At 59.8% G+C, this 20,317-nt stretch carries 16 protein-coding genes; 7 read left to right on the plus strand and 9 right to left on the minus strand.

The window, feature by feature from the left end; all coding sequences use genetic code 11:
- Positions 1-2 precede the first annotated feature (2 nt).
- Positions 3-821 carry an AraC family transcriptional regulator gene (locus KIF87_RS11050; protein WP_213328757.1) on the minus strand — a complete coding sequence of 273 codons (819 nt, stop codon included), beginning with the start codon at positions 819-821 and terminating at the stop codon, positions 3-5.
- A gap of 205 nt (positions 822-1,026) precedes the next feature.
- Between KIF87_RS11050 and KIF87_RS11055 the strand changes: the two genes are divergently transcribed.
- Complete coding sequence (locus KIF87_RS11055; RefSeq protein ID WP_213328758.1) at positions 1,027-1,617, plus strand: hypothetical protein; 591 nt, start codon at positions 1,027-1,029, stop codon at positions 1,615-1,617.
- 38 nt (positions 1,618-1,655) lie between these two features.
- The gene (locus KIF87_RS11060; protein WP_213328759.1) at positions 1,656-1,931 is read left to right on the plus strand and encodes a hypothetical protein; all 276 of its coding nucleotides are present in this window, start codon (positions 1,656-1,658) and stop codon (positions 1,929-1,931) included.
- Positions 1,932-2,012: 81 nt separating this feature from the next.
- On the opposite strand, the gene gstA is transcribed toward KIF87_RS11060, so the two are convergent.
- Positions 2,013-2,618 carry a glutathione transferase GstA gene (gene gstA / locus KIF87_RS11065; protein WP_213328760.1) on the minus strand — a complete coding sequence of 202 codons (606 nt, stop codon included), beginning with the start codon at positions 2,616-2,618 and terminating at the stop codon, positions 2,013-2,015.
- 120 nt (positions 2,619-2,738) lie between these two features.
- On the opposite strand from gstA, the gene KIF87_RS11070 reads away from it, so the two are divergent.
- The 3 genes from KIF87_RS11070 to KIF87_RS11080 all read left to right on the plus strand — a co-directional run bounded on the left by KIF87_RS11070 (position 2,739) and on the right by KIF87_RS11080 (position 6,802).
- The gene (locus KIF87_RS11070) at positions 2,739-3,623 is read left to right on the plus strand and encodes a LysR family transcriptional regulator (RefSeq protein ID WP_213328761.1); all 885 of its coding nucleotides are present in this window, start codon (positions 2,739-2,741) and stop codon (positions 3,621-3,623) included.
- A 272-nt stretch (positions 3,624-3,895) separates the two neighbouring features.
- Entirely contained in the window at positions 3,896-4,351 is a 456-nt protein-coding gene (locus KIF87_RS11075; RefSeq protein ID WP_213328762.1) for a hypothetical protein, read from the plus strand.
- Positions 4,352-4,636: 285 nt separating this feature from the next.
- Complete coding sequence (locus KIF87_RS11080) at positions 4,637-6,802, plus strand: hypothetical protein (RefSeq protein WP_213328763.1); 2,166 nt, start codon at positions 4,637-4,639, stop codon at positions 6,800-6,802.
- A 153-nt stretch (positions 6,803-6,955) separates the two neighbouring features.
- Here KIF87_RS11080 and KIF87_RS11085 read toward each other — a convergent pair whose 3' ends face one another.
- Genes KIF87_RS11085 through KIF87_RS11095 form a run of 3 tightly spaced genes read right to left on the minus strand, consistent with a single transcriptional unit; the run spans position 6,956 to position 10,006 of the window.
- Positions 6,956-7,819 carry an efflux RND transporter periplasmic adaptor subunit gene (locus KIF87_RS11085; RefSeq protein ID WP_213328764.1) on the minus strand — a complete coding sequence of 288 codons (864 nt, stop codon included), beginning with the start codon at positions 7,817-7,819 and terminating at the stop codon, positions 6,956-6,958.
- Positions 7,816-8,031, minus strand: a complete 216-nt coding sequence (locus KIF87_RS11090; RefSeq protein ID WP_063440677.1) for a DUF1656 domain-containing protein — start codon at positions 8,029-8,031, stop codon at positions 7,816-7,818. Before KIF87_RS11090 ends, KIF87_RS11085 begins: the two co-directional genes overlap by 4 nt.
- Positions 8,024-10,006, minus strand: a complete 1,983-nt coding sequence (locus KIF87_RS11095; RefSeq protein ID WP_213328765.1) for an FUSC family protein — start codon at positions 10,004-10,006, stop codon at positions 8,024-8,026. The genes KIF87_RS11090 and KIF87_RS11095 overlap by 8 nt, the downstream gene beginning before the upstream one ends.
- 76 nt (positions 10,007-10,082) lie before the next feature.
- On the opposite strand from KIF87_RS11095, the gene KIF87_RS11100 reads away from it, so the two are divergent.
- The gene (locus KIF87_RS11100; RefSeq protein ID WP_213328766.1) at positions 10,083-10,877 is read left to right on the plus strand and encodes an AraC family transcriptional regulator; all 795 of its coding nucleotides are present in this window, start codon (positions 10,083-10,085) and stop codon (positions 10,875-10,877) included.
- Here KIF87_RS11100 and KIF87_RS11105 read toward each other — a convergent pair.
- Positions 10,874-11,764 carry an oxidoreductase gene (locus KIF87_RS11105; protein ID WP_213328767.1) on the minus strand — a complete coding sequence of 297 codons (891 nt, stop codon included), beginning with the start codon at positions 11,762-11,764 and terminating at the stop codon, positions 10,874-10,876. The two genes, KIF87_RS11100 and KIF87_RS11105, sit on opposite strands and share 4 nt — an antisense overlap.
- 106 nt (positions 11,765-11,870) lie before the next feature.
- Between KIF87_RS11105 and KIF87_RS11110 the strand changes: the two genes are divergently transcribed.
- Complete coding sequence (locus tag KIF87_RS11110) at positions 11,871-12,992, plus strand: YbdK family carboxylate-amine ligase (RefSeq protein ID WP_023334807.1); 1,122 nt, start codon at positions 11,871-11,873, stop codon at positions 12,990-12,992.
- Here KIF87_RS11110 and KIF87_RS11115 read toward each other — a convergent pair.
- The 3 genes from KIF87_RS11115 to KIF87_RS11125 all read right to left on the minus strand — a co-directional run bounded on the left by KIF87_RS11115 (position 12,922) and on the right by KIF87_RS11125 (position 19,964).
- On the minus strand, positions 12,922-16,077 hold the full coding sequence (locus KIF87_RS11115; protein ID WP_213328768.1) for an efflux RND transporter permease subunit: 3,156 nt from the start codon (positions 16,075-16,077) through the stop codon (positions 12,922-12,924). The two genes, KIF87_RS11110 and KIF87_RS11115, sit on opposite strands and share 71 nt — an antisense overlap.
- Before the next feature lie 9 nt (positions 16,078-16,086).
- Positions 16,087-17,151, minus strand: a complete 1,065-nt coding sequence (locus KIF87_RS11120; protein WP_213328769.1) for an efflux RND transporter periplasmic adaptor subunit — start codon at positions 17,149-17,151, stop codon at positions 16,087-16,089.
- 104 nt (positions 17,152-17,255) lie between these two features.
- Positions 17,256-19,964 (minus strand): cation-transporting P-type ATPase, encoded by a 2,709-nt coding sequence (locus KIF87_RS11125; RefSeq protein WP_213328770.1) that lies wholly within the window; start codon positions 19,962-19,964, stop codon positions 17,256-17,258.
- Between the last annotated feature and the right edge of the window lie 353 nt (positions 19,965-20,317).

Here is a 20,317-nt window from a genome sequence, read left to right on the forward strand (position 1 = left end):
AATCAGGCAGGATGACCTTTGATGAATTTTTGCCAACGCCCCGGCGACATACCCAACGTTTTGATGAACTGACGAGTCATGTGACTTTGATCTGAAAACCCCGCTGCAGCGGCAGCCTCAGCAAGCGACAGGCCTGCCTGAATCAGGCGTCGACAGTATTCAAGTCGACGCATGGTCACATAGCGATAAGGACTCGTGCCATAAAGCGCACGAAAATCCCGACTCAGGCTCCAGCGATCTCTGCCACTGACGGCGGATAAGGTATCCAGCGTAATATTGTGAATGAATTCAGCGTGTATATATTCGCGCGCGCGTTCTGCGGATTGATAATCCACCCGATTTCGGCAAAAACGTTGTCCTCCGACGACGGCCAGCGTGTGGGCGAGATCGTAGAGCGCATCGTCTTCTTCCAGCGTATCAAAAGATTCTTGTGGCGCTTTTAACAGCGGTTCGGTCGCTGCAAAAAGCCGGGGATCGGATGAAATTCCGCCGGGAATAAACGGCAAAGGCTTTCCGCCCAGGATTTTTTGAATTAACGCCGGATCGATATACAGCATCCGATACTGGAATCCGTCGTTCGTTCCCGCCTCTCCGTCATGTATTTCGTCAGGGTGCAGGACCATTGTCCCGCCCGGCAGGCTATGTTGTTTACTTCCCCGATAGTGAAAACTCTGCACCCCGGATAAGGTCCGGCCTATGGCATAAGTGTCGTGACGATGCGGCTCATAGCCATGCCCGCTGAAATACGCCTCTATGCGCTCTATTTTACCGGGTTGTTGCGCCAGTCTGACCCAGTCTTTGTTGGCTTTTGCCTTCGACATATATGACACCTGATGCCCTGTGAGGGTGAAACAACACCATAAACGCATCGGGTGCGGTTTGGAAAGTCGTTGCAGGCAACGCGGGGTCGGATCCAGGACTTTGCTGTTTTATTGATATACGCTCCGGAACTACGTTTTCCTGGTAATTGTTTGCCGCATGCCATCTGTTACTCTGACAGAGTGCAAAGGATGACAAGGACGTGAAATGCTGAACCCCGGATTCGTTACCCGCAAAGCGCTTGCTCAGTGGCGGGATGTTCCTGCTTTTTTACCCGAGTTTCAGTTCCATGAGAAACATCAAGCGGTCATTCACACTACCCATCCAGAAAATATTCTGCCGCTGATTGCCAACTTTGACGTCCGGCAAGATGCCGTGATTCGTCGGCTGATGTCTTTGCGGCAATTACCGCAAAAATTTCTGCGCAATCAGCAGGCTGGCTCAATCAACAACTTTGGCCTGCACAGTTTTACGCTTTTGAAAAACTCTGCATCTGAGCTCTGCTATGGCTTAAGAGGACAATTCTGGCGGACTGATTTCGGTCTGGAAAACGCACCAGATGCCATTGCTTTTCAGTCGCCAGCCGCGCCGGGCAGCGCAAAACTGTTGCTACGCTACCAGGTAACGGAACTGGCGCCAGGTCAACATGAACTTTGTACAGAAACGTTCGTCTTTTGTCCGGACAGAAGCACTCAGTTAAAAATGACGGCTTACTGGCTGGCAATACGCGCAGGGAGCGGCTGGATCCGTAAAAGGACGCTGGAGGCTGTCAGGTCGAGTGTTGAAAATCAGAAGTGAGGTGCTCCTGTGAAATGCCCTGAACAATGGAGGTTTTGATGACTATACGAGTTATTACATTTTTGCTCATACTCGGCGCATTTGCTGTAAATGCAGCTGGTGGCGGTAATGGCGGGGATGGAGGGGATGGAGGAAATGGTTCGGATGGAGGAAACGGTTCGGATGGCACCGTCTCAGCGCCGGGCCGCGCAGGTTGTCCGGGCGGAACAGATCCGGACTCGTCGGGAAAATTTTATCTTCCCGGAACAAAACAGCAATGCAATCCGGGGAAGCAGGATGCAGTGAAAAGTGCCAGGCAATCAGATGCAGAGTGACAGTATGCTAACGCAGCCTGGTTCTACATCCTCACTCGCCTCCTGCTTCAGGCATTAATACATGCGCCGGAATACGCAGAGCTAGACTTTCGCCTCCGCACCTAATGCGGCCTGCACCGCTGGACGGGCACTGATTTTTTCCCTGTACGCCAGCAACGCAGGCCAGGGGCTCAGCTCAATGGAGAAGAACTTGCACCATCCCAGCACGGTGAAAAGATAGGCATCCGCCACGCTAAACGCAGAGCCTGTCAGATATGCGTTTACGGAAAGCGTCTCCTGAAGAAAATCGAACCGCCTGAACAGCTTCTCACGAAAAATGGATTTGACCTCTTCGGGCAGGACGCGGTTGAAAAGAGGTGCCGATCCGGCGTGTATTTCGCTGGTGATAAAGTTTAGCCATTCCTGAAGCCGCACTCGCTCCCAGCGGTCTGCACGCGGTGCCAGCCCACTTTCTGGCTTGAGGTCTGCCAGGTACTGCAAAATGGCGGGCCCCTCGGTCAGGATATTCCCGTCATCCAGTTCAAGCGCAGCGACATAACCTTTAGGGTTGATGGTCAGGAAGTCGCGCCCGTCAGCGGTAAGCTTGCTCCTGTTGTCCACTTTTACCAGTTCAAACTCAATCGCCAGTTCGCGAAGCACGATATGGGGTGAGAGCGAGCAGGTGTCCGGGGCGTAATAGAGTTTCATAATCTCTCCGTTAAAGCGGCTGTGTGATGAAGATTCGGTTTGCATTCACTGTGCTTAAAACCAATCACCCTGTAAAATTAATGATTCATAAATTAGCTATTAGCTGAGCTACTGATACCCATGATGAATCTTTTACACTGGCGCCTGCTGGTTGCCGTGGCCGATGCCAGTAATATTTCGCGTGCCGCTGAAGAGGTTGGCATGACGCAGTCCGGCGCCAGCCAGGCGATCGCTCAGTTAGAGGCTTCATTAGGATTTGCGGTATTCACGCGAGAGCGGCGCCACATCGGCGTAACGTCGCTGGGTGAGCGGGTTGTCAAAGAAGCAAGGAGTATGCTGGCGCGGCTGGATGCCATCCGTGCACTGGCGGATGAGAGCCGGGGGCTGCGTGGCGGGCGCATTCGTCTTGCCAGTTTTCCTTCGGTGACATCCACATTTTTGCCTGGGCTGCTGCGCGACTTTAAGCGCCTGCATCCTGAAATCGAGGTGGTCGTACTTGAAGGGACGGACCAGGAGGTCGAAGAGTGGCTGGCGGCAGATACGGTTGATCTGGGCGTGGTCATGAACCCTGTTCCCGGGCGTGCTGAAGCGATCTTAGGGCAGGATGCGTGGGTCGCGGTGTTGCCAACCAGCCACCGGCAGGCTCGTTATGGGAATTCGCGCGGCATCACCCTTGAGGAACTGGCAGACCAGCCCTTCGTGCTCGCAACGGGCGGTTGTGCCGTCAATGGAAAAAGCCTGATGGAACAGGCTGGTTTGCAACTGTCTGACGTGCGGGTGACCGTCCGCGACTGGATCAGCGCCTGCCTGCTGGTGCGCGAAGGCATGGGCGTCGCGCTGATACCTGAATCCGCCCTGCCGGATGAATTACGCGGCCTGTGCGTCGTGCCCGTGGCACCTTCGCTGTGCCGGGAGTTTGGGGTGGTTTGTTCGCAGGCGGGCAAATCTTCCCGCGCGACGCAGGCGTTATTAGAAGGATTGCTCAAAATGAAAAGGTCTGCGTGAAGGAGTAACCATGGTGCAAACTGTGCCCGGCGGCGCTGCGCTTGCGCGGGCCTACGGTTCGGTTTTGTAGGCCGGGTAAGGCGTAGCCGCCACCCGGCAATGCCCTTCTGGAAGCCGCCTCGCAAACCTGCAAGCAACCTTATGTAATTCAGGGGGATCCCTTTTCATCCCTTCTTTGCGGTCGTAAAGTGCCTGCGTTGCGGCACATCCGTAACCGGGCGTAGGAACCCGTTAGCATAACATGACGTTTTTTTAGACAAAGAGGATGCTAAATGGCGACTACTCCTGGATTTTCTTACGCGCTCTCTGAAGAAAGCGCTGTTCATCAACTCATCAACAATTCAATTTCCGATTCTGCGGATCTCTTCGAACTGGCCGATGCCTGTACTGCGTATGTCAGCGTGCTGGTGGAAACTGACGACGCAGTGACGTTTACCACGCTTTGTAAGCGATTGCTGGCTGCGCTTAAGCGACTGCGGGAGTGCTGCGATGCTGAACTGCCTTCGTATCTGGTTGAACAATTGATCGCAGGGGAAAAGATTACCTCCTGCGTGCCGGACTGCTGGCAGGAGACGACGCTGCAAGTGGACTATGCCGTGGCGTTAACGCTGGCGGTGATGGGCGGGACGTTGCCTGTGAGCGTGGCGAAAGAACTCACCGGGCTGCTGCATGATATGGTCTGGCTGTTGGCGGAGTTTGTGAAGGAGCCGTATATCACGGCGCACTGAGGCGGGTGATGGGAGGCCGGAATATTGCTGGGTAGGTGCAGGGTTTCGGCCTCATGCAAAATACAAGGTTGTTTATTGAATGTCTGTTAAGAGCGAAGAGCAGAAGTCCGTAGTTGAGTCACCATGAATCTTGCTAACAATGCCGTGTGCCAATCAACTGGGAATAGATCAAGATGTAATAAAAAGATCAACGTAATTCTATAATGTCTGTTGTTATCTAGGAGCGGTTCCTTGAACCGCCTGCGATTTGGCTACGGTAGACTTATTGAGAATTTGCAGACCACCATGGCGAAGGTCGTCGGTGCCAGCTACGGGGAAAAGGAGATCATCTTGTTAGTAAATATTGACTTCGACAATCAATCGACAGTTGCCAGTATTTCGTTGGAAGGTTGGGATCAACCGCTTGTCGAATTCCTCTCACGGTATTTTACCATCCAAGAAGACATTCTTCGTTTGGACTACTCCCACCTATCAACTAAGAACCTCATTACAGCTAAGAGTTGGCCTTATAGATCGCAAACAGAGCGTGAGCACTTTACGTTCGAATTCAAGGATGCGGCACAGCAGGGGCAGATAGCGCTGACCTTAAAAATTCTCGGACACGGATCCGCGGGGATCGAGAAGTCGTCCTCTATCTTGGACCCAAAATCTTACCTGCACGCTCAGGATATCTTCTGGGAGGGCATACTTAATGGCGATCCTCCGGGCTTACGTGAAATCATTGTGGCGGAAATCAAGTCAAGTGCGATTTGGGTTGAATGGTTGCTCGCTAACCGCTCATATTCTCGGAATAAGTATTTGGATGATCAGCAGATCATGAAGGCGTTGGTGGTCAATACGTCCGAGGAAGATTGCATCTATGTTCTTGATCTAGTCGACCCTCATCTGGGGGGGGATCCTTGGGCTTTCGAACAACTGGTCCAGCAGCATTGGCAGCCTGTACGCGACTACTTGGAAAAAAATATCAACAGGACGTCGGACTATTCAAACCGCGGAATGACTGAGTTGATCTCCTCTCTATATGCGAATTCGCCGACAGTGCAGAATTCCCGGTGGGCTTGCGAACAGGTTTTTGAACGAGCAGATCCGTCAGTATTTCCTGAGCTAATACAACATTGTCGCGCGATATTGCCGGAGGATGTACGTAATCTGTTCCTGCGCTGGAACATCATTTCGAAGAAAGAGAAGAAAGACAATATCAAGCATTGCGTTGCCAAAGCCTTCTCGAGTCTTGCTACATTGTACGTGGACACCATACCCTCGGACCTCGCGCTTGCGGCTGCTTGGCACGAGTTTGGAGACCCAGCGCGGTCTAGTCAGCAAAGCGTCGTTGCCAGCCTCAGAGAACTACCATCCCAGGCGTGGGATAGAGAAACGCTGTGGGCCCAATTAGGTCCGTCCGCCCGCGAGGCCTGGCGCCAGGATCTGTTCGATCGGGTTAATGAGGAACCTGAGTTAGCCCAAGGGCTCCTCAATTTTGCCTGCCTTTGGCTCGAGCAGACGGCATTCGCCGAAGTCGAGCCAGTGCTTTTGCGATTGATGGATGACGAGGAGCATCTGGCGTTTGCGAATCGGCTTGTCGGCACTGATGTAAGGCAACTGCAACTGAGGTGCAAGGGACTAGTGCGGTCCAAGCAAGGTGCACTGGACCTAGAGGGGCCGGTAGGTCGGAGCGAGGGTGCCGCTGTGTTGCCTAGCGTAGGAGCCCAAACTTGGCTGGGCGACCCTTCGGTGGAGCGCATCATCTATAGGGCGCTTAGCCAGATTGAGGAAGAATTTTGTTGCGAATATCCGGATACCTGGGGAGAGGACGAGGAGGCCCATACGGCGCGCCTCCTGAGTCTGACAAAGGTGGCGATTAGCAACGTGAGTAGCCAGTTGCGCCAACTCTCGGCTACGACGCGGGCGACGTATCCGAGCCTGACAGTGAACGTGCGTCAACCCAGTAAGCGGGAGGAAGGGGCGAACACACAAGCCGGTGCTCCGCTGGGAGCAGACGTGCTGTTCCTGAGCCGTATCGTGGACAAGGGGAAAACAGTGGTCCAGCGTGCGACCCTTATGCAGGTGAAAAAGCGCAAAGGCACTAATTCGGGACAGGCCTTCAGTTCGACGGTAGGCATTAACCTGAAGCAGTGCGAGGACATACTCAAGCAGTCAGAACACGCCTACTACCTATTCACGACTCCGGCCTCGCCTCGCCCGGTTCTCTGGGTTGCCCCAGCGCGGCTCGTCAGAAATTTGACCCAATTGCACACGAGCAAATCCACGGTTTCGGTGATGCAGGTGCGCGACGCCAGCTGCTCCTACGCGGATTTTTTTCTGCACGAGCTTGTTGGCCTGTGGGCTGGCGACGAGCATGAGGACATCATCGCCGTCGCCAACGGCGATCCTCGGCTTGGGCGAACACCTCGCCACATTGTTGAAATCGAGGTTCGCCGCCAATCTGATTAATGCTTCGGGGAGAAATTCATGTTCCAACTATAGGGCAGAATCGTCTACCGGGGCGGGGGTAGTCCAGTCTAATTGGCCTACACCCCGTTGATTGCCACAGATTGTTCTCATTAACGTCCGCTCCTGGCACAAAACAGATCTTCATACTCGCATCTATCGCCCCACCGCCACGCTCGCCGACAGCCCCGCCACCAGCTCAACTCCCTCCGGTAACCTGTCGATATGAATGCGCACCGGCACGCGCTGTGCCAGCCGGACCCAGCTAAAGGTGGGCTCGACGTCGGGCAGGCCCAGCCCGCCCGTCTCGTCGTTGCTGTCCCCGATCCCATGCCCGATGCTCTCCACGTGCCCCGTGATGACCGGCTCGTACCCCATCAGCACCACCTGCGCGGGCTCCCCGACGCGAATATGGCGCAGCTTGGTCTCCTCAAAATACCCTACCACCCAGAAGCTGTGCGCATCGACGATGGCGACCTTTGTCTCCCCCGCCGTCGCGTAGTCTCCGGGCCGCAGCCGCAGGTGCGTAACGTACCCCGAAACCGGCGCGCGGACGGTGGCGTGCGCCAGATTAAGCTCTGCCAGATCCAGCGCGGCCAGCGCGCCGTGATAATTGGCCGCCGCGACGTTCGCCGCGCTGCCGGTTTGCTGCAAATCCTCGCTCGAAATGGCGTTTTTAATCAGCGTGCGCCGATGGGCCGCGTCCTGGCGCATCAGCATCTCATGGCGTTTCGACTCGACGTCCGCCTGCGCGCTGACCACCGCCAGCTTAAGCCAGCGCGGATCGATGGTGTAGAGCACATCGCCCCGGTTCACCCACTGATTGTCCCGCACGGCCACGCTGATGACGGGCCCGGAGACGTCCGGCGCTATCTGCACCACGTCCGCCCGCACGCGGCCGTCGCGGGTCCACGGCGTTTGTGCGTAGTGTTTCCACATCATAAACGCCAGAAGCGTGGCCGCCGCGGCGACGCTCAGCGTCAGCGCATAGCGAGCCAGTAAAGAGAGCAGTGATTTCATGACAATAACCCCAACGCGATCAGGCCCTGCATCAGCAGGAAAAAGGTGACAATCCAGGTTGAAACATCCATCAGCGGGCGAAACGGCAAGCGCCGGTAGAGCCTGCTGAGAGAGAAAAGCGCGACGAGGCTCAGCGTGCAGACCAGCGCCGCGAGGGCGACCGTCAGCAGCCCCGGAATAAAAACGCCGCCGATATTGAGATCGTTAACCATGGTCAGGCCCCCGTAATGCACAGTGCAGATCCACCAGCCTGAAGACCAACTGGCGCGTATGTTCATCTGCCGCAGGCAGATGGCGTTCGATAAGGGTGACGATGCGTTCGCGTAAGGCGTGGCGGTCTGCGGCGTTTATCCGATGAAAAAGCGCGTCAACCTCACTGCCGGGCGGTGCGTCACTTCGGCGTAAATGCATGACCGAAAGCCCCAGACGCAGCGCGTGTAACAGTCGATCGAGCGCCTGCTCCGGCGCGCGCTCGCTGCGCTGTAAACGCGGCAGCAACAGGGCGGTTCGGTCCATCATCAGGTTGATCCAGTACGTTTCATCAACCCGCAGCGTGCCCTTCACGCTACGGCGAATGTCGCGCTGGCAGAGGTTCAGCAGACGGTTGATGGCACCATCCGCCTGCACGGTTTGCAGCAGGCTCATGCTGACGACGGCATAGCCGGTGGCGGCAAAGAGCGCGATGGCGGTGTTGGCCGCAACGGCGAAATCTCCGCTGTAGCGTGCCCCCAGCTCGCACAGAATGGGCAGCGTCAGGGTGATGCCCATCGCCATAAACGTGGTCGGCGGACGCGCCTGAAGCGACCCGCCCAGCAGATACGCCGGGGCAAGCACCGCCACCAGCACCGGGAAATCGCTCACCAGCGGCAGCAGCGCAAAGCTGTAGAACAGGCTAATGACCACGCCCCAGAACGAGCCAATGATGTATTTCACGATGTGCGGTGCCGGGGTGTCGAAGCTGCCAAACAGCGTGCAGCAGACCCCCAGGATAGACACCGCCGTACCGCCATCCGGCCACGCTGAGAAGATCCAGACCAGACAGCCGCTCAGGATGATGGCGTAAGCCCCCAGCGCCGTGCGGGCTGCGGTAAGAGGGTCGCGGTGGAAAACGTAGCCTTTCGCCGCGCGGGTTTGCATCTCCCCAAAGACGGGTTTGGCGTGGAGGATAGCCCCGGAAAGACGTTCGCACTGCTGCAGAAGCGCGATAGCCTCCGAGAGATAGCGAATAAAACTGACCTGCAGCGCGTCGTCAAACGTCTGCGCCTGCGCGGCATACCGATCGATGAGAAGCGCACAGCGGAGCCGCAGCGCCTCTGCCGTGCTGCTGGCCCCCGCGCCTTCAGCGGCAAGCCAGGCCTGAACGTCCTCCAGCAATGTCTGCGCATCGGCGGGCAGGGTTCCGATCGCTGGCAGGCGATCGTGCAGTTCACAGTTGACGATAACCAGCCGCGCCAGCCGATCGTGGATCGCTTTTCTGGCCTGCCGCACCGGGGCTGAGAGGGCAAAATCGTACGGAATATGGTGGCTCATGCCCTGCAAGAACTGCAGCGCCAGGGCCAGATGCAGCGGGCCGGAAGCCGCGTCGGGTTTACCGGCTAAGGTATCCGCCACCCGCCCGCGCGCGGCCTGTAGCGTCTGGGATAATTTCGCGTTGAACAGCCCTGATACGCGCGCGGGCAGCACGTAGCGGTGAATCAGCGCCGCGCAGAAAATCCCAATCGAAATCTCCTGCACGCGGACAATGGCGACGTTAAAGATGCCGCCGGGATCGGACACTGCCGGAAAGCCAATCAGGCTCGCGGTGTAGCCCGCCAGCACGAATGCATAGGCTCGGGGCGTGCGTTCCAGCAGGGAGAGCCACAGGCAGAATGCGATCCAGCCCGTCAGCACCGCGCTGCACAGGACTGGAGTATTCGCGAAGGTGGGCACAATCAGAACGGTCGCGCTGGCACCTACCGCGGTACCGGCCAGCCGGTAGAGGCTTCTGCTCAGCGATGCCCCGACCGACGTCTGCGACACGATGTAAACCGTAATAATGGCCCACGAGGGACGCTCAAGGCCTATCGACAGCGCGAGGTAATAAGCCAGCATCGCCGCGGCAAAACTCTTCGCGGAATAGATCAGCGCGCCCGCATCGTTTCGCAGCGCGGCGGGGAGACGCACGGGATGAGAGAAGATGTTTTTCATGCCGGGATTATTACCGGCTTGCAGACCCGCTTAAATACTCTATTCTGTCAAAAAATACCTAAATGTTGCCAGAATCGTGAAACCTCAATCTGCTACTACGCTGTATGACCCTGACTCTACCGCCTCTCCTGCCGTGGCGCGTCATCTGGACTTCGTGGATTACGCCGCGGAAGTGCCGGTACATACCCACCGCAAGGGCCAGTTGATTATTGCCCGATACGGTGCGGTCAGCTGTTACGCGGAGAATGACATCTGGATCGTGCCGCCGGACTGCGCCGTCTGGATCCCCGGCGGGATCCCGCACAGCGCCAAAGCAACCTGGAACGCGCATCTCAACTATCTGTTTATTGAGCCCGGCGCGGCGGCGCTGCCGGAGAAGTGTTGCACGCTGGCGATCTCGCCGCTGATTAAGGAGCTGGTCGATCGTCTGACGCGCGAGGGCGTGGATTATCCCGCCGACGGCCACGTCGGGAGGCTGACCCGTGTCACGCTGGACGAGCTCGCCAGCATGCCGCAGCAGAAGCTGAGCCTGCCGGTCTCGACCGATCCGAAAATTCGCGCCATGGCCGACGCGCTGGTTACCCGCCCTGAGGACAGAAGCACCCTGAAGGACTGGGCGAAACGGCTCGCCCTCAGCGAGCGCTCGTTTGCCCGCCTGATGCAGCGCGAGACCGGGCTGAGCTTCGGGCGATGGCGCCAGCAGCTGCATTTGATTATTGCCCTGCGGGAGCTGGCAAGCGGCGTACCCGTCCAGAACGTGGCGACAACGCTCGGGTACGAATCCGTGAATGCGTTTATCACCATGTTCCGAAAAGCGATGGGCAGCACGCCCGCCCACTACTTTGCCGAACGGAAAAACAGCGGCCGTTAGCCCGGCCCCTCGCTCCCCGCCGCCAGCAGCGGCACCACCACGTCGCTGATGGGCACCGCAATCCCGTGCTTGCGGCCGTAGCGCTGGATCACGCCGTTGCGGATATCCCACTCCATCGGACGATCGGCCTGACGGTCGGCAAGGATCGACGTGCCCAAATCCACTGGCGCACGCTGGAAGTTCGCCAGTATCTCCTGCGCCACGTCATCGTCCAGCTTCGCCCCTTCGGCGCGGGCGACGGCAAGCCCCTCGCGCAGGTAGGCCAGCGCAAGTTCGCTGATATCCTCGCGCCTGAACATCCCGGCGCGGCGGTTGGCCAGCACCATCAGCCCGGCGACCGCGTTTTGCAGCAGCTTGCGCCAGGCGACGGTAGGGAAATCTGCCGAGAGCTCAACTTCACAGCGCGTACCGCGAAGCGCCTGCACCACCCGCTGCGCCTGCGGCACGTCCGGCAGCGTCAGGCGCGGTTTGGCGCGCAGCCACACGGAGGCATCCGGCTCGCGCTGGGCCGGGAACCAGACTACCGACGGCAGCACCGTCGCGCCGTTAACCCACGGCTCCAGCTGGGCTTTTTGCTCCACGCCGTTTTGCAGCGCGCAGACCACGGTGTTTTCATCGCACAGGGCCCGCAGCCACCCGGCGCTGTCGGCATTTTGCGTCGTTTTTACCGCCACGAAAACGAGATCGACGGGGCGCGTGATGACGGCCGGATCGGTTAAAACCGGACCGGGCACCACGGTTTCACCCTCGTCGTGGCGCAGGCGCAATTCCGGGTGCGCGGTGCGTCCGCACAATAGCGGCGTACGGCCCGCGTCATGCAGCACCGCGGCGATGGTGGTCCCAATTGCGCCAGGTCCTATCAGCGCAATGGTTGGATAGTCAGACATGAATCACTCCCCCTTTTGCTAAGCCTGCTATCAGTTATACCACCCTGAGACGAGCGCGCCACACCCGTTGTCTATACTCAACACACAACAGACAACGGAGTGCGCCATGCCTTTACCTGATTTCAAATCCTCTGAACCTTTCACCCTCGGCATCGAGCTCGAACTGCAGGTGGTTAACCCGCCGGGCTACGATCTGAGCCAGGACTCCTCCGCGCTCATCGCCGCCGTCAAAGACGACATCAAAGGCGGCGAGGTCAAACACGACATCACCGAAAGCATGCTCGAAATCGCCACCGGCGTGTGCCAGAACATCGACCAGGCGGCGGCACAGTTCTCGGTGATGCAGCAGAGCATCCTGCGCGCGGCGGCGGAGCAGCATATCCAGATCTGCGGCGGCGGGACGCACCCGTTCCAGAAGTGGCAGCGTCAGGAGGTGTGCGACGACGAGCGCTATAACGTCACGCTGGAGCGCTTTGGCTATCTGATTTTGCAGGCGACGGTGTTCGGCCAGCACGTACACGTCGGCTGCCGGACCGGGGACGACGCGATTTACCTGCTGCACGGCCTGTCGCGCTTCGTACCGCACTTTATCGCCCTGGCGGCCGCCTCGCCGTATATGCAGGGCACGGACACGAAGTTCTCCTCGTCGCGACTCAACATTTTCTCGGGGTTCCCGGATAACGGCCAGATGCCGTGGGTCAACAGCTGGCAGGAGTTCGAGGGGCTGTTCCGCCGCCTGAGTTCGACCAGCATGATCGACAGCATTAAGGATCTGCACTGGGACATCCGCCCCAGCCCGCACTTCGGCACCGTGGAGGTGCGGGTGATGGATACGCCGCTGACGCTCGGCCACGCGATTAACATCGCCGGGCTTATTCAGGCGACGTCCCACTGGCTGCTGACCGCGCGGCCCTATAAGCATCAGGAAAAAGATTTTCTGCTGTACCGCTTTAACCGTTTTCAGGCCTGTCGCTACGGGCTGGAGGGGATCCTGACGGACGTGCACACCGGCGAGCACAAAACCGTGGCGGAAGACATTTCGTGGCTGCTGGAGCAGGTTGCGCCGTCGGCCGAGAAGCTCGGCGCGACGAGCGCAATTAATGAAATTGCCCTGCTGTTAAAGCAGGGCAAGAGCGAGGCGCAGCGCATGCGGGAGTTTATCGCCGACGGCGGCTCGCTGATTTCTCTGGTGCAGAAGCACTGCGAGCTGTGGGCGACGAGTCCGTAAGGCCGTGGCCCCACTCGCGCAGCCGCTGGAACAGCACGAACAGCGCCGGGATAAACAGGATCCCCACCACGGTCGCCACCAGCATGCCGCTGAACACCGTGGTGCCGATGATGCGGCGGCTTTGGGCACCTGCCCCGGTCGCCAGCATCATGGGCAGGACGCCGATAATGAACGACACGGCGGTCATCATCACCGCGCGGAAGCGGCGCGAGGCCCCTTCCCGCGCGGCATCAACAATCGCCATCCCGTCCATGCGCCGCGCGCGGGCGAACTCCACGATAAGAATCGCGTTTTTAGCCGCTAGCGCGATCAGCAGTACCAGACCTATCTGCACGTACACGTCGTTGGCGTAGCCCGCCAGCCACAGCCAGACCAGCGCCCCGCCGATGGCGAACAGCACCGAGAGCATCACGCTCGCCGGGAGCGTCCAGCTCTCGTACTGGGCGACGAGGAACAGCCACGCCATCACCACCGCCGCCAGCACGATCCATATCGCCTGATTGCCGGTCTGCTGCTCCTGATACGACATGCCGCTCCAGGCATAGTCGTACCCGGCTGGCAGGTTTTCCGCCAGAATCTCGCCCATCGACGCCATCGCGGTGCTGCTGCTCACTCCTTCCGCCGCCGAGCCGCTCACCGACACGGACGGGAACTGGTTGTACTGCTGCAGGAACGGCGCGCCGACGCTCGGCGTAATGGTGACCAGATTGCTCAGGCGCACCCGCTCGCCGCTGTTGCTGCGCACGAACAGCTCGCTGATCTGCTCGGCGCGCTCGCGCCACTGCATCTCGTTCTGCATGACGACGTGGTAAACGCGGTTGTTGACGCTGAAATCCCCGGCGCGCGTGCCGCCGAAGGCGGTCTGCAGGCTGCTGAAGATGCGCGACACCGGCACGTCGAGGCGGGCCGCGCGCTCGCGGTCAACGGTCAGCGTTAGCTGCGGCACGTTGCTGCTCCAGGTGGTGAACACGCGGCTCAGCTGCGGATGCTGGTTAGCTTTCGCCAGCACCTCACGCGTGACGCGCTCCAGCTCCGCCGGGCTCTGCCCCGCCTGCGCCTGAATGCGCAGGTCGAAGCCGGAGGCGTTGCCCAGGCCCGGCAGCGTCGGCGGCGCGAAGGTCATGATGGTCGCCTCGGGCAGGGCAAGCAGCTGGCGCTGCAGGGTGCCCATCACCTCGTCCAGCGGCGGGCGCTCGCTCCAGTCTTTGAGCATGATGGAGATAAACCCGCCGTTGGAGGCGCTGGTGCCGTTGAGGATGTTAAACCCGGACACCTGAATGACGTCCTCAACCGCCGGATTTTTAGCGATCAGTTTGCGCGCCGTGGTCATCACCGCTTCGGTGCGCTCCAGCGAGGCCGCTTCCGGCAGCTGGACGCTGGCGAAGAAGTAGCCCTGATCTTCCTGCGGCAGGAAGCCCTTTGGCATCGACATAAAGCTAAACACGACCACCGCCGCCGCACCTGCGGTGGCCAGCAGCGCCAGCCACGGGCGCAGGTTTAATACGTTCACGATGCGGGTGTAGAAACCGCGCGTGGCGTCCAGCCCGCGGTTAAAGGCGCAATAGACTGCCGCAGGCTTCTCCGGGCGCGGACGCAGCAGCATCGCGCACAGGGCGGGCGTCAGGGTCAGCGCCACGAGGCTTGAGAGCGTGACGGCGGTGGAGAGCGTCACCGCGAACTGGCGGTACAGCTCGCCGACAATCCCCGGCAGGAGCGCCACCGGCACAAACACCGCCAGCAGCACCAGCGTCGTCGCGATGACCGGCCCGGCAATCTGGCGCAGCGCCAGCGCGGTCGCCGCCGTGCGGCTCTGCCCTTCCGCCATCAGGGTTTCGACGCTCTCCACCACCACGATGGCGTCATCCACCACCATGGTCAGCGCCAGAATGATGGCGAACAGACTGAGGGTGTTGGCGGAGTAGCCGAGCGTGTAGAGCACCGCGAAGGTGCCCACCAGGGACACCGGGATGGCGAGCGCGACAATCAGCGTCGCGCGCCAGCTTTGCAGGAACAGGGAAACGACCACCACAACCGCCAGCATGGTGAGCGCCAGCGAGACGCCGATCTCCTTAATGGTGGCGGCAACAAAGGAGGTGGTGTCGAACTTCACCTCGTAGACCAGGTCATCCGGGAAGCGCATCGAGAGGCGCTCCAGCTCCGCGCGCACCGCGTCGGCCACGCGCAGGGCGTTGGCGGACGGCGTCGGGTAGATGCCGAGGTAGGCGGAGTCGTGCCCGTTCAGCTGCGCGCCGGAGCTGTAGCTGCGCGAGCCGAGCTCGATGGTGGCGACGTCCTTCAGGCGCACCAGCTGGCCCATCTCGCCCGCGCGGATAATGATGTCGGCAAAATCGTCGGCCTGATTTAAGCGCCCCAGCCCGTTGATGGTCAGGGTCTGCTGCTGGCCGTTAAACACCGGCGGCGTGCCGACCTGGCCTGCCGCCCCCTGCACATTCTGCTCGCGCAGCGCCTGCGCCACGTCGTCGGTGGTGACGTTCAGGGCGTTCATGCGGTCCGGACGCAGCCAGATGCGCATGCTGTAGTCGCGCGCGCCAAACATCTGCACCTGCCCGACGCCCGGCAGGCGGGACAGCGCCTCGCGCACCTGGGTGCTGGCGTAGTTGCTGACGAACAGCGGCGTGTGGGTGTTGTTCGGTGAGTAAAGGCTTACCCCCATCATCAGGTTGGTGGCGCGCTTGCGCACCTGCACGCCGTTTTGCTGCGCCTCGGTCGGGAGCTGCGCCACGGCCTGCGCCACGCGGTTTTGCACGTCGATGGCGGCGAGGTCCGGATCGGTGCCCGCCGCAAAGGTAATGTTCAGGCTGTACGTGCCTTCGTCCGAACTGGTCGACTCCATATAGAGCATGTGATCCACGCCGTTCAGCTGGGTCTCCAGCGGCGTGGCGATGGCCTCCGCCACGTCGGCCGAGCTGGCGCCCGGCCAGCTGGCCGACACATTCACCACCGGCGGCGTGATCTGCGGGTACTGCTCCACCGGGATAATCCTCAGCGCGATGGCCCCCAGCAGGGTAATGACCAGCGCAATCACCATCGCGAAGCGCGGGCGTTTGATGAAAAACGTCAGCATGATGGCTCCTTAATTCAGTATCTGGACGGCGGCACCGGGCTGCACGCGCTGCGCGCCGTCAGTAATCGCTCGCTCACCGGGCTTCACGCCGGAGGTAATCTGGAACTGCTGGCCAATCTGCCCGGCAATTTTCAGCGGGCGCATTTCGGCTTTGCCGTCGGCGTTAACCACCCAGGCAAAGAACCCGTCGCCGTTCTGCTGGACCGCGGCGGCGGGCAGGGTCAGGACCGGCTGCTCGCTGGCCGGGCGCAGGATCACGTTCACGTTGCCGCCGGGCAGGAGCTGATGGCGCGGGTTGGCGAACTCGGCGCGCAGCATCACGCTGGCGGTGCGCGGATCGATGCGGTTGTCCACGGAGGTCAGCTCGCCGCTGACGCGCTGGCCGTTGCTGTCAATTAACGCCTGCCAGGCCTGCTTCATGGCGCTGATATCCGCATGCTGTCCGGCTTTGGTCGCAAACGCCCCCTCTTCCAGCGCAAAGGCGATGCGGATGGGGTCGAGCTGCACGACCTCCACCAGCACGCCGCTGGCAGGGTTGACCAGGCTGCCGACGTGGAACTGGCTGTGCCCCACGCGACCGTCAATCGGCGAGGCGATGCGGGTGTAGTTCAGGGTGACGCTGCGGGTGTCGAGGCGGGCTTTGGCCTGCTCCAGCGCGGCGCTGGCGACGTCCCGCTGCATGCGGGCGTTATCCACATCGTGACGGCTGATAGCGTTGCTGCTGCCCAGGCTTTCAAAGCGGGAAAGCTGCTGCTGCGCCTGACGCAGCGTGGCTTCGGCGCTTCTCACCTCAGCCTGCGCCAGGCGCAGGGCGGCGCGCGGCTCGGCGTCGTCCAGCTCGAACAGCACGTCGCCTTTTTTCACGTACTGCCCGTCGCGGAAGTGGATTTTGGTGATCACGCCTTCCGTACGCGCGCGCAGCTCAACGGTGTGGATAGCTTCGATGCGGCCCGGGATCTGGCGCTCGGCGGCGTGGGCGGTCTGCTCCACGGCGGCGACGCGAACGGGGATGGCGGCAGCGAATACGGGTTGCAGGGTGCAGGCGAGGAGCGCGAACAGGAGTGGGAGTTTCATGGCAGTACCTCAGATATGTTCCCCTCACCCCGGCCCTCCCCAAAGGGAGAGGGAGGTCAGAGTCCCCTCTCCCTTTGGGAGAGGGTTAGGGTGAGGGCAAAAGGTTATGCAGACTTACGGAACCTGCGGGTCAGTCGCTTCTCGATTTCGACGACGAAGAACATCACGCCGGCCACCGCCAGGGTCACAAACCAGTAGCGCAGCGGCAGGGCTTCGGTGCCGAACAGCATCTGCATAAACGGCAGGTAGATAATCGCCGCCTGGAGCAGGAACAGCACGCCCGTCACCAGCCAGATCCCTTTGTTCGCCAGCAGGCCGCGGTTCAGGGAGAACCCTTCGGTGTTGCGGCAGTTAATCATGTACACCCACTGGGCGCAGACCAGCATCTGCAGCAGCACGGTGCGGATGAACTCCGCGCTGTGGCCGCGCGGGGCCAGCCAGGCTTCCAGCGCAAAGGCGGCGATGGCAATCATGGTGCCGACGAAGGCCACGCGCCATACGGCGTAGGCGTCCATCACGTGCTGCCCGGTCTGACGCGGCGGACGGCGCATGATGTTGCGCTCGGCGGCCTCAAAGGCCAGGCCGAAGGAGAGCGTGGCGGAGGTGGCCATGTTCATCCACAGAATCAGCACCGGCGTCAGCGGAATGATGTTCCCCGCCAGCAGCGCAATCACAATCAGCAGACCCTGCGCGAGGTTGGTCGGCATGATGAACAGAATAGTCTTCTTAAGGTTGTCGTAAACGCGACGCCCCTCTTTCACCGCGCTGGCGATGGTGGCGAAGTTATCGTCCGTCAGGACCATGTCCGCCGCCTCTTTGGTCACTTCCGTCCCTTTGATGCCCATCGCGATGCCCACGTCAGCCTGACGCAGCGCCGGGGCGTCGTTCACGCCGTCACCGGTCATGCCGACGATTTCACCTTTGTCCTGCAGCGCTTTCACCAGGCGCAGCTTATGCTCCGGGCTGGTACGGGCGAAGATGTCATATTTCACCGCGGCTTCCGCCAGCGCGGCGTCGTCCATCTTCTCCAGCTCGTAGCCGGTGACAGCCTGCTCGCTGTTGGCGATCCCCAGCATCTGGCCGATGCTCATCGCCGTCTGAGGGTGATCCCCGGTGATCATCTTCACGCGGATCCCCGCCTGCTGGCAGGCGTTAATCGCATCAATGGCTTCCGGACGCGGCGGATCCATCATCCCGGCGATGCCGAGGAAGATCAGGCCGTGGCTCAGGTCGTCGTGGGTCAGTTCCTGCTCGCCGCTCGCTGGCTTAAACGCCGCGGCAACCATGCGCAGCCCCTGACGCGCATAGCGCTCCATCTCGCTTTCCCAGTATGCGTGGTTGAACGCTTCCGCACCGTTACGGGTCTGCTGCTCGGCGCACAGGGCGAAAATCACGTCCGGCGCGCCGGTGATCAGGATCTGCTCCTCACCGCCAATCTGGTAGTGGGTACTCATGTACTTATACTGCGAGTCGAACGGGATCTTGTTAACCAGCGTGGTCATCACCGGCTCAAGGCTGGCCTTCGCCGCCAGCACCTTCAGCGCCCCCTCGGTCGGCCCACCGGTGATGCCCCACAGGCCGCGCTCGTCCTGAATCATCTGGCTGTCGTTACACAGGTCGATGGTGCGCAGGTACTGCTCCAGCACGGTGCCCGGCTGGATCTGCACCGGCTCGTCGCTGCCTTCCAGGAAGATGTTGCCCACCGGCTCGTAGCTGTTGCCGTCCACGCGGTAGCAGGCGTCGGCGGTGATGATGGCTTTGACCGTCATCTCGTTCATGGTCAGGGTGCCGGTTTTATCCGAGCAGACCACGGTCATCGCGCCCAGGGTTTCAACCGTCGGCAGCTTGCGGATAATCGCCCGCTTGCGCGCCATCGCCTGCACGCCCAGCGAGAGGATGATGGAGATAATCGCCGGCAGACCTTCCGGCACGGAGGCTACCGCCAGGCTAATCAGGGAGAGCAGCAGCTCGCCCATTGGGATTTCGCGGAACACCAGGCTGAAGACGAACAGCGCCGCCATCATTGCCAGGATAATGGCGAAGATCGCTTTACCCAGCTTGTCCATCTGCACCAGCAGCGGCGTGCGGTGCTTTTCGATGCCCGCCATCATCTGGTTGATGTGGCCGAGTTCCGTATCCTTACCGGTCGCGGTGACCAGGCCGACGCCGCCGCCCGCGCTTACGGTCGTCCCGGAGAAGACCATATTGGTGCGGTCGCCCAGCGGCAGTTCGCCGCTCAGCGGATTAATGTGTTTATCCACCACGGTGGATTCACCGGTCAGAATCGCCTCTTCAACGCGTAAATTATGCGCCTCGATTAAACGCATATCCGCCGGAATACGATCGCCCGCGCGTAATACAATAATATCGCCCGGGACTATTTCAGTGGTGGGTATCGTTTCGTGGTTGCCGTTACGAATAGCGCGCGCCTCGCTGGAGAGCATATTGCGAATACTCTTCAGGGATTTTTCCGCGTTGCTTTCCTGAATATGGCCAATTAAGGCATTGATTACCGCAACGCCCAGAATAACCAGCGTATCCACCCAGTGGCCCATTACTGCCGTTAATACGGCGGCGGCCAGCAGGACATAAATCAGCACATCATTAAAATGGGCTAAAAAACGCAGCCAGGCGGGTTTACCTTTTTTCTCCGGCAGCGCGTTCGGACCTGATTTTTGCAGACGCGCCTGCGCCTCTGCACGATCCAGGCCGCTGGCCTGGCTCTGCGTGTGAGCAAGCACCTGCTCGACGGTCTGCTGGTATGCCAGCCCGCCGGAAGGCGGCATGTTTGGGGACAATTTTTTTTCGGTCATCGTATTTTTCCTTCAATATCCGGTGAACAGAAGCCTGAATTCCTTTCTGGCTTAAATAAATTCATTTTAAAGTCTTGCGGGTAAAATTGATCTACCGCAATATAATGACTTCTCGGTTATTCAAAACTGATTAAACTATTTCGATGAGCTGATTTTTACAAAATATTTCTAAACCAACATTAAACGAGGGGGAACCATGTGGGGTATTTATCGCGGACGCCGACTGGTGTTATACGTTATCGCGGCCATTGTTATTGCCACGTTAATTGGATATAGCACCTATACATTTGTAAAATTATTTTCCTGATAAAGACGTTTATTTACATAACGCGGTATTAATATAAACGCCGGGT

Origin of the sequence: Enterobacter sp. 120016, assembly GCF_018383635.1 — a bacterium.
Classification (GTDB): domain Bacteria; phylum Pseudomonadota; class Gammaproteobacteria; order Enterobacterales; family Enterobacteriaceae; genus Enterobacter; species Enterobacter asburiae_D.